Genomic DNA, 14,124 nt, shown 5'->3' with positions numbered 1-14,124 from the left:
GCCCGGAGCAGCAGGTCATCGCCTGTTGCGAGTGCCCACGGGGTAGAGCTGCTTTTCGGCGGGTGCGATCCGGCTGTGGATGCGGAAGCGGACGGTCGTGCCGCCTGCAGAGGGGCACAGGTCGACGGCCACCGGTCCTGCGAAGGTGTAGCCATGTTCGGCGGCGTGACGGCGCACCTGATTCACGAGGTGCGGCTCCACCGGCAGAGCATGGGCCGCGAGCCGGCGATGGATCTCGGGGAGCAGTTCGATGACGAAGGCGTTGGGTACCACGACGCGCCGGCGGCTCAGGATCAAGGCGTTGTCGTCGCACTGCCGGCGAAGTACTGCCACGACCTCCCCCTGCCGCTGCCCAGGGGGAAGCAGCAGGCCCCACAGGGGTGTTGTCCATCGCTCCATGACACGTTCGACGGTTCCGAGGAATCCCATCCTGTGCGCCTGCCCGGCTCCGTCACGGGCACGCTCACCCATGAGGGTGCCGGTGCAGTTGCCGCTGTCGTCCGGATGGTGTTCGCGGTCTGCGTGGTCCGTGAATGCTCCCGTGCGGTGGCGCTAGCATCAGTGCGCCGCTGATGTCCGATCGAGAAGGCGATGCCGCGCGATGGCCGATGACGCATACCTGTTCCTGCTCCCTGACCGGCATCCGCGGCTGGGGGCCGCGCTGGCCGCCGTCGGTTCCCTGGAGTGCGCGGAGACACCGGCCGTACACGGTTGGCTTCAGGCCCACGGGGTCTCGGCCTCCTCGGAACAGGTCAGGATCCTGCCGGCCGCGTCGCAGGCATTCATCCCCGAGGACGCCGAACGCCTGCCCGTTCCGCTGAGCGAGGAGGAAGCACTGCGGGTACAGCAGGAGTGTGCGCCCCAGTCCGTCACGGACATGGAGACGGAGCTTCTGGAATTCCGGGACACGACCCAGGACTGGGAAGCTCTTGTGCACCGCGCCTTGACCGCGGGCATTCCCGCGCCACGCATCGCTCAGCTCACCGGCCTGAACCCCCAGGACATCGGCCGCCTGACCGTGTGACCTCGCCGACGACGCCGCCTGAGCATGACGACATCAACATGCTCCGTCGGCAGATGTCCGGCCGCGCCGACCACGAGCGCCTCCTGGGAACACCCTTGCCCAGAGTGCCCGGGGCCGCCACGCGTATGATCCGCCCGACCGGGAGGAGCAGGACGTCGTGTCGAAGTCGCCGCGGGCCAACAGGTCCACACAGCAGAATAAACGGGATGATGACGAAGAGGGTTGCTGCCTGACAGCGCTCGACACCTATGTCGGCTACAGCCGATGCTGTCCAGCCGCGTGGCTGACGGTTCTGTTTCTCGCCGTCTGCCGCCCCTCGGCCGTGACCGCCAGGTCGGACGAGGACCCCGCAGCTCCACGGCCGGCCGGTCGCGCAGCCTCCAGGATGTACAAGGCCGTACGTCACTACCGCGTCGCGATCAGCCCTCTCCGGCCGGCCTGCTGCACCTACACCCCGACCTGCTCCACCTATGCCGTGCAAGCCCTGCACCAGCACGGAGCACTTCGTGGTGGGCGACTGATCGTCGCCAGGTTGCTGCGCTGCCGTCCGCGAGCAGCCCGACGGCGCGGGTTCCAGGACCCGGTACCGGACTGAGACGTCCGCCTCAGAGAGTTGAGCCGGCCCCGCCGAGCCTGGCCATGGGGACATGCACATCGCGAAGTCGCCCCATGGCCGAGCGATCATGAACGGCACGCGCGTGGTGGCGATTCACGCGGGATCCGTGCGGCCGAACAAGCCTGCGTGCCCCGGCGGCAGTTGCGTGATGATGCGCCGCAGCAGCGCGTCATCGGCCACCTCCGCAACCGTGGCAAGCACTGCGGTGACTGCACGCCGGGCGTCCGCAACACCGACGTCATGGCGTGCAGCCACCGCTTCGACGAAACCCGAGGGCGTCAGGGGTTCGTTGGCCGGCGCGGTATCGATGAGTAACGGAGCACACTGCCGGGGCAGCAGAGAGGCGAGATCACTGCGGTCATCGCCGACCAGATGTGCCCCCAGTACCTCAAGCACACTCTGCACCGCCCCGGCCGCCTCCTGCCGCTCGGCGTATCCTCCGCGCTCCTGAACCCGGTCAAGCAGCGCTTCCACGGACGCGTTCATGGCCGCTCCTTCCCTCGATCTCACCACCGCTGTGCGCCGGACAACCAAGCGCCACGCAGTGTGATCGTGCAGCTACCCCGCATCAGCAGTGGCAATCCTGCGCCAGGCTGCGGCCGACCGGATGGCCCCGCGCTCCTTGCCGGGGGAGTGAGACTCACCCTCGTGACAGGGCGCCACTGGAGTGATGCCGCACGCCGCGTGCTCCCGAGTCCGACCGGCGACGCAGGTGTTGCCGAGCGGACGCAGGTGTTGCCGAGCGATGGATGTGACTGAAGGTGTACGGAAATCTGCATGAGGTAACAGACCGTCACATCGCGGTCGCGGTCGCGGCCGCAGGCGCCTGAATGCAGAGGAGCAAGCGATGACGAGCCCGGTGAGAGACCATCCGTGCAGCCTGTCGCTGGACCGACATACCGCGGTGGCCACCACCGTCCCCGCGCCGGACCCGAACGTGCCGCATGGCCTTCCCCGTTTCGGAGTCCTCACCGATGTCGCACCGGCCGATGCCCGTGCCTTGTCCAAACCGCTGTTCGCACGGCTGGACGCATTGGAGGAAGGCACCGCCGAGTACGCGTATGTGCGCAACACGCTGGTCGAGCTGAACCTGACCCTGGTGCACCATGCCGCTCGGCGCCTTCGCACCCGCGGCGAGTCGATGGAGGACGTCCTCCAGGTCGGCACCATCGGCCTGATCAAGGCAATCAACCGCTTCGATCCCGCGCGCGGCAGCGAGTTCACCACCTTCGCCCTTCCCACCATCATCGGCGAGATCAAGCGTTTCTTCCGCGACACCACCTGGGCCGTGCGTGTCCCGCGCCGCCTGCAGGAGCTGCGCCTGACCCTGCAGAGCGCCACCGCCGCCCTGGAGCAGGACCTGGGCCGGCCGCCCACGGTCGCCGAGCTCGCCGAACACCTCAACCTGGAACCCGATGAGGTTGTCGAGGGGCTGGCAGCCGCCAACGGCTACAGCGCGGCGTCGTTGGACGCACAGACCGACGACGCGGCCACGGACACCCTGGCCGACCACATCGGCATCCACGACGTGGATATGGAGAGGATCGAAGAACTCGTCGCGCTCAAGCCGCTGATCGCCACGCTGCCGGAGCGCGACAGGAGGATCCTGGCGCTGCGGTTCGTCCACGACCTGACTCAGGCGGAGATCGGCGTCGAACTCGGCATCTCCCAGATGCATGTCTCACGCCTGCTCGCCCGCACGCTTGCCCGGATGCGTACCAGGCTGGGCTCTGAGCGGTAGCGGCCGGCCGGGATGCCGGTGGCTGCGGGACGCCCTCTTCGGGCCCCGCAGCCACGCCGTCAACCCGCCGCCTGTCTGGGCAGTACGCCCTCAAGGCCGGCCGCCTCTCGATGGGTGTGCGACGGCTGCAGTACGGCGTCGGCCACATCGAGCAGCGACAGCCCATCGCGTGCACTCACCGCTTGTAGCCACGCCAACGCCTCGGCAACAGCGCAGTCCTCACGTACCGCGACATAGCCGGCGGCCTGGTGGATGCGCTCCCAGCGCGCCGCGCGCGTATCGGTGGTCCACACCGGGCGATGGCAGCCGGTGCTCGCGTGCACGGGCCGCCAGCGCAGCAGTGCCTCGAGAGCGAGGCCGGCGGCGCTTTGCGCATGGGTGATGTGTGTGTCGGTCACCTCGGTGCGCTCGGCGTAGTAGAGGCAGATCACGCCGATCGGCGTGTGGCGAGCGTACAGCGGGAGCGCCAGCACATGCTGGACGTCGGGGAGTTCCTCCGACAGACGTGGGCCGGTGCGGCAGTGGTAGTCGCGCAGGTCGGGTACGAAGACCGGCCTCATCTCGAGCGCGGCGCTGACCGAAGGACCGTCGGCGAGGGTGAACTGTGCGGCCTCTCCCTGAAGGGCCGGCTCGTCGGTGGCATGCAGCAGCTGCCAGTGCTCCAGTCTGGGCAGCAACGACAGGGCCGCCCGCTGCGCGCCCAGCGATTGCCGGAACGCGGTGCAGAGTCGGTGCGGCAGAGCGCGTCGTCCCACGGCTGCTGCGACCGAGACGTCATGCACGATCGATGTTGATTCCTCCAGCATGTTCATCATCCCTTCAGCCGCGCCCTTCTCGCCTCGGCAGCACCCTTCGAGCGGTAGGGAACGGCTGTGCCCGGCGCCCAAGGGGTGACCGTTCGTCTACCACCCGACCGGCAACCTCATGTGTCGTCCATCCGGTTTCCGACCTCAGCTGCTCCGTACGCGGTCTCGCGGAGTGCCGCGTGACCGCGTCCCGCCGGGCAACGCGGGCGACATCCGGGCAGGCGCGTGGCGGCAACGGATGTGGCGGTCAGGGTCACGCGAGCGGTCTTGCCGCCGCAGTCTGCGCCGAAGACGTCGAAGACGCCACAGACGCCACAGACGTCGCACACGCGACACGCGCCCTCGACGCCGACATCACGGGACGCGCGCAGGGTAGACGTGCGGGTATGACCCTTCATGAGAACGTGCGGCAGGGCGAGGAGCGGCGGGTGGGAACCCGGGGCTACGGCGACGTCGAGCTGGCGCACAAGCACTTGGACGCCAGGAATGCGGAGCGGGGCCGGTCGCCGCAGTTCTCCGACGGCGCGTCAGCGGCCTACCGTTGGGCGCTGGGCCGCGCCGACCGCTCGCCGGTAACCGGGGCAGTCGACGCGCGGGGAATCCCGGATCTGCAGCTGCTCACCGCCGAGGTGGATGCTGCCGTGGTGCAGATGGAGGACCCCACCAGCCCGCCCGGCCCCGCCGACTACAGCCGCGGAGTGCACGACGCCCTGGCCTGGGTGTGCGGACACAGCGACGAAGCTCCATGAGCAGGTGACGGTCACGCCGGCGCCGCGTACGCCGGGCCTGCGAACACCGCACCGCCCGCCAGTGGGGTGACCTGCTGCCAGTGCCGTACGGCACCCGTGGTCCTCGACGCGTCCAGCCAAAGGGGTGCACGTGGACCCCCTTGTGCGCGCCGAGCGGCAATCCTGTTGCCCCCACCGCGGGGACAGCGTTCCCGCGGCCCGCTGGACGACGAGAACGCCGATGGTCACGACGAATCCGAGCAGGGCGACCATGGCCCGGCGATCACACTCAGCACACCGCTCGCCATTGTCGCGGAATAGCGCCAGCCGGCCGGCAGCCATCCGGCTACGGCTACGGCTCACTCCGCGAGAATGACGCCGAGTACGAGTCCGAGCGGCGGGACGATCTAAAGGCTGGCGCCGTGGCGTATTGCCGCAGCCGGAACACCGTCGCCCAGGACATCATGGTCCGCACCCCCGGATCCTTCCCCGCCTGGGCGCAGGCGCAGGACTCAACAGCACGGGCACCGCACCCTCCGGGTTCGGTTCTGGCATCAGGCCTTCCGTGAAATCAGGCCTTCCAGATTCACGGTAATGCCCCTCTTCGGCGGGCGCAGAGGCAGAAAGCCGTCCGGATCCCCCGTATTGCGCACTCGCGATCCTGTGCCTGTTTCCGCCGCTCAAAGGGACCGTTGTCGGCTCGGCAGGCCCATGGGGAATTCCTTGCTTAAGCTGTTCGGGTGGCATCGAGTCGGCTCAACGGCACATGGGTGATTCACATCCGCGATGCGGGAGAACCGTACCGAAGGTTGCGCAGCCGGTACTTTTTTCGGCACGGGCCGAAAGGGGCTCACGATGGGCGACTACCCGCTGATCGAGAATCACGGTCTGATCGGGGACCTGCAGACCGCGGCGCTGGTGAGCACCGATGGGACGGTCGACTGGTTCTGCTGTCCACGCTTCGACTCGCCAAGTGTGTTCGGGGCTTTGCTGGACCGTGAAAAGGGCGGGCATTTCACAGTCTGCCCGGCCCACAAGACCTACGCGACAAAGCAGTTGTACCTTCCCGACACCGCGGTTCTCGTGACCCGTTTCATGACCGAGGCGGGTGCCGGCGAGGTGGTCGACTTCATGCCGGTGACCGGCCACACTGCCACCCCTCGCCACCGTCTGGTCCGCATGCTGCGCTGCGTGCGGGGCAGCATGACGTTCGAGGTGGAGATCGCCCCCCGGTTCAACTACGGCCGCACGGCCCACCAGTTGCACATCACCGAGAACGGGGCGGTGTTCGCCGCCGCGGACGGGATGGAGCTGACCGTGCACGCGGTCCGGGAGCCGGAGGACGAGCGGCTGGCGCACTCCGTCACAGGCGAGCACGACCTGCACCTCTCGCTGACCTTGCAGGCCGGTCAGGAGCGGGGTCTGGTCATGGAGTCCGCCGCCGACGGACCGCCGCGGCAGATCCGCCTCGCCGAATTCCAGGAGCTTTTCGACGCCACCGTCCGCTACTGGCGGTCCTGGCTCGGCCAGTCCCGCTACTCGGGCCGGTGGCGGGAGGCGGTGGAGCGCTCCGCCGTGACGCTGAAGCTGATGACGTACGCACCCAGCGGCGCTCTGGTCGCGGCCCCGACGGCGGGACTGCCGGAGCAGCTGGGCGGCGAGCGGAACTGGGACTACCGGTTCACCTGGATCCGCGACGCCTCGTTCTCCGTCTACGCCCTGCTGGGGCTGGGGTTCAAGGAGGAGGCAGCCTCGTTCATCGGCTGGCTGCGCGACCGCGTGAAAGAAAGGGCGGGCAGTGACGGCGACACGGGACCGCTGAACATCATGTACCGCGTCGACGGCTCGTCCGATCTCGTCGAAGAGATCCTGGAGCACTGGGAGGGGTACCAGGGCTCCAGCCCGGTGCGTATAGGCAACGGCGCCGCGAACCAACTGCAACTGGACATCTACGGCGAGGCGCTGGACAGCATCTACTTCGCCCACGAGCGCGGCATCCAGCTGGACTACCGCGGCTGGAACTCGCTGCGTACCCTCCTCGACTGGCTCACCGATCACTGGGACCAGCCCGGAGAGGGCCTGTGGGAGACCCGTGGCGGTCGCAAGAACTTCACCTACGGCCGGGTGATGTCCTGGGTCGCCTTCGACCGCGCGCTGCGACTGGCGTCCGCCAGCGGCCGGCCGGCCGCGGTCGAGCGCTGGGCAGGTGAGCGGAACAAGATCAACGAGCAGGTCCTGACACAGGGCTGGGATGCCGGGCGCAAGGCCTTCGTCCAGCACTACGGAAGTGATGTGCTGGACTCCTCGCTGTTGCGGATGCCCACCGTCGGCTTCATCACCCCGCACGATCCCATGTGGATCTCCACGCTGGACGCGATGGACCGGGAGCTGGTGTCCGACAGCCTGGTGTACCGGTACAACCCCGAGGCATCGCCCGACGGTCTGCGCGGCTCCGAAGGAACCTTCTCCCTGTGTACGTTCATGTACGTCGACGCCCTCGCCCGGGCCGGGCGGACCGACCAGGCCAGGCTCGTCCTGGAGAAGATGCTGACGTACGCCAATCACCTCGGCCTGTACTCCGAGGAGATCGACCTGACCGGGCGTCAGCTGGGCAACTTCCCGCAGGCTTTCACCCATCTCGCTCTCATCGACGCGGCCATCACCCTGGACGCGACACTGAACGCGCGCTGACGGAGTTCGCGGAGAGTGACGCCGTCCAGGGCGAGCGCGACCACCGGCCCCCGGTCGACGCAGTACCTGCCGGCCGGGTGGCCGCCCGCGTCGGCACGACACCTTCAGGCGCCCGCCTGCCGCAGACACCTGCGTACGCTGCCGAGGGCGGCGGACGTCAGTCGCCGTCGGCCGGGCCTCCGGGGCCGGCCCCCTCGCGCCGCAGGTCGGCGTCGGTGAGGGGTTCCAGCTCACCGTGGGTGTCCAGCCAGTAGAGCAGGATGACGGCCGGGCCGACGAGCACCACGGCGACCAGGGTGACGACGGCGAGCCACCGCAGCGTCGTCGGGGCGCCGGCGCCTTCCGCCACGGTCAGTGAGGTGGGGATGAGGTAGGGGCGCTGGGCGACCCCCCAGGCGACGACGGCCGCCGCGACCACGCCGACCGCCGTGATGCGGGACCAGACGCCGGAAGCCCGCAGCAGGAGCCATCCGGTGGCTACCGCGCACACTCCTGCCAGGATGACAAAGGCGAGCCCGAGGCCGCCGGTGAGTCCGTTCCACACGTAGGAGGCGTCGCCACGAGTGACAGCGAGCGCGGCCACCCCCAGCACGGCCACGACGACGAGGCTACCGAGAGCCCGCAGCCGGAAGTAGCCGACGAGGTCGGGCACACCGAAGCGTGCGGCGTCTCCGGTCAGGAACACGGCTGCGAGGAACGCCGTCGAGGCGACGGTGAGCAGTCCGAAGAGGATCGAGGTGGGGTTGGACCAGGCGTCCGCGGAGGCTTCGGTTCCCGGCACCACCCGGCCGGAGGCGATGCCGCCGACGGCCGCGCCGAGGAAGAACGGCGTGAGCAGCGAGGCAATGGCGAACACTGCCCCGTAGATACGCCGACGGGCCAGGCGTCGGGCGGGTTTGCGCAGCGCGAACCCGGCGCCGCGCAGCACCAGCCCGATGGCGGCGACCGCCAGCGGCAGCCACATCGCGGAGAACACGGTCTGGAACAGGATTGGGAATCCGGTCCACATGATGACGAAGATGAAGATCAGCCAGACGTTGTTGACCTCCCACACGGGGGCCATGGCGTGATCGATCAGCCATCTGGGGCGCTTGCCGCGTTCCGCACCGCCGGCGGCCAGGTCCCAGAATCCGGCCCCGTAGTCGGTGCCGCCGGCGCAGGCATAGGCAGCCACCGCGAGCAGCAGCACCATGGCGATGAGATCCGCGGTCATGGCCGGCCGTCCTCGGCCGGTCCGGAACCGGCGCCACGGGAGGCGAGTGCGTCGTCGGCGGGCGGCCGGGAGCGGGGCCCGTAGGGCGTGTCCGTCTCCGGTCCCTCGTCCTGCTCCCCGGCCTCCCTGCCCTCGTCGGCAAGTCTCCAGCGGGTTCGCATCTTGAGCAGTACGGCGAGCAGTGAGCCGAAGATCAGCAGGTACACCACGATCACCAGGCCCAGCATGATCCACAGACTCGACGACCGGGTCGACGTCACGGCCTCGGAGACCCGCATGTTCTGGTAGACGATCCAGGGCTGGCGTCCCACTTCGGTCGTGATCCAGCCGCATTCGACGGCGACGACGGAGGCGACACCCGCGCAGGCCGCGCCGCGGAAGAACCACGGAGAGGCGGGCAGCCTGCGGTGCCGCAGCCAGACAAAGCCGTACCAGAGGGCGAGGAGCAGCAGCAGCGAGCCGATCACCACCATGAGGTCGAAAGCCCAGTGGACGATGGTGGCCTGGGTGGCCGTCGGCCGGTCGCTCGCCGGCACCGATGTCAGCCCGGTCACCTTGGTGTCGGGTTTGAACCCGGCCAGGATGGAGTCGAGTTGGGGGATCTTGAAGCCGCCGGAGATGCTTCCGTCCGGGTGCATACGGCCGAACATGTACTCCGGCACATGGGTGTCGGTCTCCCAGACGATCTCCATCGCGGCGAACTTCACCGGCTGCTTGTGGAAGACCGAACGGGCGATGGAGTCGCCCAGCACGAACTGCACCGGGGTGAACACCGCGGCAACGGTGAAGGGGATGGTGAAGCCCAGCCGGTGGTAGTGGTCCCGGCGGCCCCGCAGCCAGCCGACCGCGTAGACCCCGGCGACGACGTATCCGGCGGTCACCAGCATCGCCACGACGAAGTGCCAGTACTGCGGTCCGAACATCGGGGTGAAGATCGCCGCCCAGATGTCGACGTCGACGGGGTTGCCGTCGGAGTCGAGGGAGAAGCCCTGGGGTGTGTTCATCCACGAGTTGGCCGCCAGGATTCCGAACGCCCCGAGCAGCGCGGTCGCCGGAAGGGGCAGGGCGAGCAGGAAGTGGGTGCGCGGCTTCAGCCTCCGCCAGCCGTAGAGATAGATGGCGATGAGCACCGCTTCGAGGAAGAAGGCCCACGCCTCGACACCGAAGCCGATACCGAAGACGTCGCCCCACTTGCCCATCAGACCGGGCCAGAGAAGGCCGAACTCGAAGGACAGGACGGTACCGGTGACGACGCCGATCGCGAACTGCACTGCCATGACGGCCGACCAGCGTCTGGCGAGGAGCAGGGCGACAGGGTCGTTGCGACGCAGGCCGCGATAGTGCATCAGCAGGGTGATGAACGGCAGTGCCACGCCCAGCGGCACCAGGATGATGTGGGAGGCCAGGGTGAACGCCATGAGCTGTCTGGCCGGAAGCAGCTGGGCCGGGGTGTCCGCCAGCAGGTGGAGCGTGGTGTGCATACGTGCCTTTGCTGCTCGCGACGTTCAGAAGTGGGTCAGCCGCCGGTGGCGAATCCGGGGAAGAGGGTCATTCCGCCGTCCACGTAGAGGGTGGCCCCCACCACGTAGTCCATGAGGTCGGAGGCCAGGCCGACGACCGCGTGGGCGATGTCCTCGGTGTCTCCGACACGGCCGTAGGGGATCAGCTTCAGCAGCTCGGTCTGGGCCTCCGGCGTGTCCCAGGCGCTGCGGTTGATCGGCGTCTTGATCGCTCCGGGGGCGACCGCGTTCACCCGGATCTTCTGGGGTGCGAGTTCCTGGGCAAGCGTCTGCATCATCATCTGCACGCCGCCCTTGGAGGAGGCGTAGTTCACGTGTCCCGCCCAGGGGATGAGCTGGTGTACCGAGCTCATACAAATGATCTTTCCGGCCGCGCGTGACACCTCTGGGACGACGCCTCGGCGCAGAAACTCCTTCGTCGCCTCCCGGGCGCACAGGAACTGGCCGGTGAGGTTGACGTCCAGCACCTTCTGCCACTGGGCGAGTGTCATCTCGGTGAACCCGGCGTCCCGCTGCAGCCCTGCGTTGGCCACCAGGATGTCGATCGTCCCGAACTCCTGGACCATACGGTCGACCATGCCGGTGACCTGGTCCTCCTGGGAGACGTCGGCTTCGTACGCAGCTGCCTGCACGCCGAATGCCTTGATTTCCGCGACGACCTGCTCGGCCGCCTCGCGGTCGGCCACGTAGTTCACGACCACGTCGGCGCCGGCCCGGCCGAGGCCGATGGCCGTCGCCTTGCCGATACCGGAATTGGCGCCGGTGACCAGCGCCTTCTGCCCCTTCAGCAGGTGCGCCGGGATCACGCCCTGCGTTGCGCCGGCGGTGGAATTCACGATGCCCTGCCTCCTCGGTGCGTGGCCCCGGGTCCCGCGTGCCGCAGCACCGGTCGAGCCCGGCTTGCCACAGAATCACCGGCGGGCGGGAGCGGCACGCTCTCTGAGCTCCGGTTGGGCCGTTGGGCCGACGATCTCCGCCCGGTCGGCCCAACCGCCGGCGCAGCGGTCAGGCCGGCCGGTCAGGGCAGAGCAGGTCGGCCGGTCGGTCAGGTCAGAGCAGGTCGGCCGGTCGGTCAGGTCAGGTCAGCCGGTCCAAGATGTGGTCGCCGACCCGCAAGGCGTTCGCGATGGCCGTCAGCGACGGATTGACCGCGCCGATGCTCGGGAAGAAGCTCGTGTCGACCACATAGAGGTTGTCGAGGTCGTGGGCCTTGCAGTTGACGTCCAGGGCAGAGCTGTTCGGGTCGTCGCCGAACCGTACGGTGCCCGCCTGGTGCGCGGTGGCGCCGATGGGCATGCCCTTGTGCAAATAGATGCTGTGCGACAGCAGGTGGTGTTCGTGCATGCCCAAGTGGCCCAGCATGGACTGCAGTTTGTGCTGCAGACGCTTCAGCCCGGCCATGTTGTTCTTCTCGTCGAGGGAGAGGTGGATCCTGCCGTCCGCGTCCAGGGTGACGCGACTGTCCGGAAGGGGAAGATCCTCACCGCACAGCCAGAAGTCCACGGCGTGATGGGCCAGCACCTCGAACGGCAGGTCCGGGGTCACGGCTCCGGCCCACCGCGGGGCCTCGCCGTGGATCTGCTCGGCGTCCGACTTGCCGAGCATCTGGATGCCGCCCAGCGGGTAGTCCCAGTCGTCCGCTCCCAGGTACCAGTCGTGGAGCGCGAGGGTCTTCTGGAACTGGGTGTCGTTGGGCTCCTTCGATATGGCCATCAACGCCAGGTTGTTGTGCCGCATGTAGTGCCGGCCGACCACATCGGAGCTGTTTGCCAGTCCCCGGGGGTGCCGGTCGTTGGCCGATGCCAGCAGCAGAGCCGCGGAGTTGACCGCCCCGCACGCCACGACCACGATGTTCGCCTCGAACCGGGCCTCGGAGCCGTCCGCGAGCCGGGTGACGACCGTGCTGACGCTGAGCCCGGACGGGTCGGTCTCCAGCCTGACCACCCGGGCGTTGGTGATCATCTCGACGTTGGGGTGCTGCAGTGCGGGCTCGACGCAGATCACCTGGGCGTCGGACTTGCCACGCACCAGACACGGGAAGCCGTCCACCCGGTTGCAGCGGATACACACGCTGGAATGGGTCGCACGGCCGTTTCCGTCCTGGCTCAGATTGACGCCGATGGGCAGGTGGAACGGGTGCAGTCCGCGCTTCTCGAGGTCGTCGCTGAGCTGCTGGATGCGCGGTTCGTGTTCGACGGGCGGGTACGCGTACGGCCCGCTCGCCGGGCCCTCGGTGGGGTCCTCGCCGTGCCGCCCGTGCACCAGGTAGAGGTGTTCGGCCTGCGTGTAGTACGGCTCCAGGTCCTCGTAGCGGATCGGCCATGCGGGCGAGATGCCGTCGTGGTGGCGGAGTTCGCCGAAGTCTTCGGGGCGCAGCCGGAAGAGGGCGGCGCCGTAGAACTTGGTGTTGCCGCCGACGTAGTAGTTGACCTCGGGCGGGAACTCGTTGCCGTGCTTGTCGAGCCAGAACTCCGGGGCCCGGTACTTGCCCTTGACGAATACGGCGGTGGAGTCCCAGTTGTCGCGCTCACGCGGGAGATAGTCACCGCGCTCGAGGATGAGCACGCGTTTCCCGGAGGGGGCGAGCCGGTGGGCGAGCGTACCGCCGCCGGCGCCGGTACCGATGATGATGATGTCGTAGCCAGGGGCATCGCCCACGGCGACCACCGTCCTTGCGCTCGCGGCCCTGCGCTCCCCGCTGGGACCTTGTCACTGCGCGCTGCGGAAACGCACCCGTCCCGCCCATTCGAAGTTATCCGCCCTTTCGGTTCGCGGCGACCGGACCGGCGCTGCCGCGGCCGTCGGGCCGCGGTCACAGGACGGCGATCGGATTCACCGGCGACCCGGTGGCGGCGGGCAGCCGCAGCGGGGCGACCACACAGAAGAAACTCCAGCGGCCCGCATCTGCGCACGCGGGAGCCAGCTCCTCGAACTGCAGATAGTCCATCAGGTGCAGCCCCATGGCGTGTATGGCCAGCACATGCACGGGAAACGCGATGTCCGCCACCGAACTGGGGGCGGTGTCGTTGTTGCCGTCCGAGCCGAGCACCGCGACCTTCCGCTCGGCCAGGAACCGCATCGCCGTCGGATGAAGGCCGGCCCGGGCCTGCGCCGCGTTCCAAGCCCCGAGTTCCCGGCGCCGACGGCGGTGACCCACCCGGACGAACAGCAGGTCTCCCGGGCCGGTCCGGACGCCCTGGACAGCCTCGGCGGCGGTCAGGTCGGCGGCCGTCACATGATCGCCGGGTTCCAGCCAGGGCACGCCGCGCAGTCGTGGGATGTCCAGGAGCACGCCGCGGCCGACGATGCCGTCCCGGACGACGTCGAGGGAGAGTGAGCCGGCGCCGTCCGGTGTCACACTGCTCGCGGGGACCCCGTTGTAGAGCTCACCGTCGAACAGCACGTGGCAGAGCGCGTCGAGATGGCTGTCGGCGTCCCCGTGCACGTTCATCGCGAACCGGTCGACGGCGAAGTGCAGCCCGCCCGCGCCGATGTCACCGGCAGTGGGTCCGGTCATCCGGTGGTCCGCAGGTTCAGGGTTGTCCGGCCCGGGCCGGGTCTCGACGGGCGCGGCGAGGGACACCGTACGGCCGGACCGGACCTCGGCGGCGGCTGCCACCACACGCTCGGGCGTCAGGTGGCAGAGCGCCCCGCGCCGGTCGCCGGGACCGCGCCGGGCCCCGTCGCGCAGGTGCTCGTACAGCGCCCGGAAGGCGTCCGTGGTCATGGACCGGGAGGCCGGTGGTTCCGTGCGCGAGGTCATGAGGATGCTGCCTCCCGCCGAC

13 protein-coding genes are annotated in these 14,124 nt (G+C 68.9%); 5 read left to right on the top strand and 8 right to left on the bottom strand.

Annotation, left to right across the window (positions count from 1 at the left end):
• Positions 1-15: 15 nt before the first annotated feature.
• Positions 16-333 (bottom strand): FhaA domain-containing protein, encoded by a 318-nt coding sequence (locus tag OG883_RS13695; RefSeq protein WP_266539743.1) that lies wholly within the window; start codon positions 331-333, stop codon positions 16-18.
• 268 nt (positions 334-601) lie between these two features.
• Here OG883_RS13695 and OG883_RS13690 point away from each other — a divergent pair, with 268 nt between their 5' ends.
• Positions 602-1,024 (top strand): DUF6003 family protein, encoded by a 423-nt coding sequence (locus tag OG883_RS13690; RefSeq protein WP_266539741.1) that lies wholly within the window; start codon positions 602-604, stop codon positions 1,022-1,024.
• 385 nt (positions 1,025-1,409) lie between these two features.
• Entirely contained in the window at positions 1,410-1,619 is a 210-nt protein-coding gene (gene yidD, locus OG883_RS13685; RefSeq protein ID WP_266539739.1) for a membrane protein insertion efficiency factor YidD, read from the top strand.
• Positions 1,620-1,733: 114 nt separating this feature from the next.
• On the opposite strand, the gene OG883_RS13680 is transcribed toward yidD, so the two are convergent.
• On the bottom strand, positions 1,734-2,126 hold the full coding sequence (locus OG883_RS13680; protein WP_266539737.1) for a DUF2267 domain-containing protein: 393 nt from the start codon (positions 2,124-2,126) through the stop codon (positions 1,734-1,736).
• Positions 2,127-2,487: 361 nt separating this feature from the next.
• On the opposite strand from OG883_RS13680, the gene OG883_RS13675 reads away from it, so the two are divergent.
• Complete coding sequence (locus tag OG883_RS13675; protein WP_266539732.1) at positions 2,488-3,381, top strand: RNA polymerase sigma factor SigF; 894 nt, start codon at positions 2,488-2,490, stop codon at positions 3,379-3,381.
• A 59-nt stretch (positions 3,382-3,440) separates the two neighbouring features.
• Here OG883_RS13675 and OG883_RS13670 read toward each other — a convergent pair whose 3' ends face one another.
• Positions 3,441-4,187 carry a GAF and ANTAR domain-containing protein gene (locus OG883_RS13670; RefSeq protein ID WP_266539730.1) on the bottom strand — a complete coding sequence of 249 codons (747 nt, stop codon included), beginning with the start codon at positions 4,185-4,187 and terminating at the stop codon, positions 3,441-3,443.
• Positions 4,188-4,573: 386 nt separating this feature from the next.
• Between OG883_RS13670 and OG883_RS13665 the strand changes: the two genes are divergently transcribed.
• The gene (locus OG883_RS13665; RefSeq protein WP_266539728.1) at positions 4,574-4,936 is read left to right on the top strand and encodes a hypothetical protein; all 363 of its coding nucleotides are present in this window, start codon (positions 4,574-4,576) and stop codon (positions 4,934-4,936) included.
• Positions 4,937-5,770: 834 nt separating this feature from the next.
• Complete coding sequence (locus OG883_RS13660; RefSeq protein WP_266539726.1) at positions 5,771-7,606, top strand: glycoside hydrolase family 15 protein; 1,836 nt, start codon at positions 5,771-5,773, stop codon at positions 7,604-7,606.
• Between the two features lie 157 nt (positions 7,607-7,763).
• Here the strand turns inward: OG883_RS13660 and OG883_RS13655 are convergent, their stop codons facing one another.
• The 5 genes from OG883_RS13655 to OG883_RS13635 all read right to left on the bottom strand — a co-directional run bounded on the left by OG883_RS13655 (position 7,764) and on the right by OG883_RS13635 (position 14,066).
• On the bottom strand, positions 7,764-8,819 hold the full coding sequence (locus OG883_RS13655) for a cytochrome d ubiquinol oxidase subunit II (RefSeq protein ID WP_266539724.1): 1,056 nt from the start codon (positions 8,817-8,819) through the stop codon (positions 7,764-7,766).
• Positions 8,816-10,300: a cytochrome ubiquinol oxidase subunit I gene (locus OG883_RS13650; RefSeq protein WP_266539722.1), complete on the bottom strand. Its 1,485-nt coding sequence runs from the start codon at positions 10,298-10,300 to the stop codon at positions 8,816-8,818. The genes OG883_RS13655 and OG883_RS13650 overlap by 4 nt, the downstream gene beginning before the upstream one ends.
• A 35-nt stretch (positions 10,301-10,335) precedes the next feature.
• Entirely contained in the window at positions 10,336-11,175 is an 840-nt protein-coding gene (locus OG883_RS13645) for an SDR family oxidoreductase (protein ID WP_266539720.1), read from the bottom strand.
• Positions 11,176-11,416: 241 nt separating this feature from the next.
• A complete protein-coding gene (locus OG883_RS13640) occupies positions 11,417-12,997 on the bottom strand; it encodes a GMC oxidoreductase (RefSeq protein ID WP_266539718.1) in 1,581 nt (526 codons plus the stop codon).
• A gap of 154 nt (positions 12,998-13,151) precedes the next feature.
• Complete coding sequence (locus tag OG883_RS13635) at positions 13,152-14,066, bottom strand: cyclase family protein (RefSeq protein WP_266541515.1); 915 nt, start codon at positions 14,064-14,066, stop codon at positions 13,152-13,154.
• Positions 14,067-14,124: the final 58 nt, after the last annotated feature.

The organism is Streptomyces sp. NBC_01142 (assembly GCF_026341125.1).
GTDB lineage: Bacteria > Actinomycetota > Actinomycetes > Streptomycetales > Streptomycetaceae > Streptomyces.
Note: the sequence above shows the minus strand (reverse complement) of the source record. Positions and strands in the feature narration are given on the sequence as shown.

Bases quoted from the DNA above. Each gene is read 5' to 3' on its own strand.
- OG883_RS13690 (WP_266539741.1), top strand. From the start codon at position 602: ATGGCCGATGACGCATACCTGTTCCTGCTCCCTGACCGGCATCCGCGG.
- yidD (WP_266539739.1), top strand. From the start codon at position 1,410: ATGTACAAGGCCGTACGTCACTACCGCGTCGCGATCAGCCCTCTCCGG.
- OG883_RS13680 (WP_266539737.1), bottom strand. From the start codon at position 2,126: ATGAACGCGTCCGTGGAAGCGCTGCTTGACCGGGTTCAGGAGCGCGGA.
- OG883_RS13675 (WP_266539732.1), top strand. From the start codon at position 2,488: ATGACGAGCCCGGTGAGAGACCATCCGTGCAGCCTGTCGCTGGACCGA.
- OG883_RS13670 (WP_266539730.1), bottom strand. From the start codon at position 4,187: ATGCTGGAGGAATCAACATCGATCGTGCATGACGTCTCGGTCGCAGCA.
- OG883_RS13665 (WP_266539728.1), top strand. From the start codon at position 4,574: ATGACCCTTCATGAGAACGTGCGGCAGGGCGAGGAGCGGCGGGTGGGA.
- OG883_RS13660 (WP_266539726.1), top strand. From the start codon at position 5,771: ATGGGCGACTACCCGCTGATCGAGAATCACGGTCTGATCGGGGACCTG.
- OG883_RS13655 (WP_266539724.1), bottom strand. From the start codon at position 8,819: ATGACCGCGGATCTCATCGCCATGGTGCTGCTGCTCGCGGTGGCTGCC.
- OG883_RS13650 (WP_266539722.1), bottom strand. From the start codon at position 10,300: ATGCACACCACGCTCCACCTGCTGGCGGACACCCCGGCCCAGCTGCTT.
- OG883_RS13635 (WP_266541515.1), bottom strand. From the start codon at position 14,066: ATGACCACGGACGCCTTCCGGGCGCTGTACGAGCACCTGCGCGACGGG.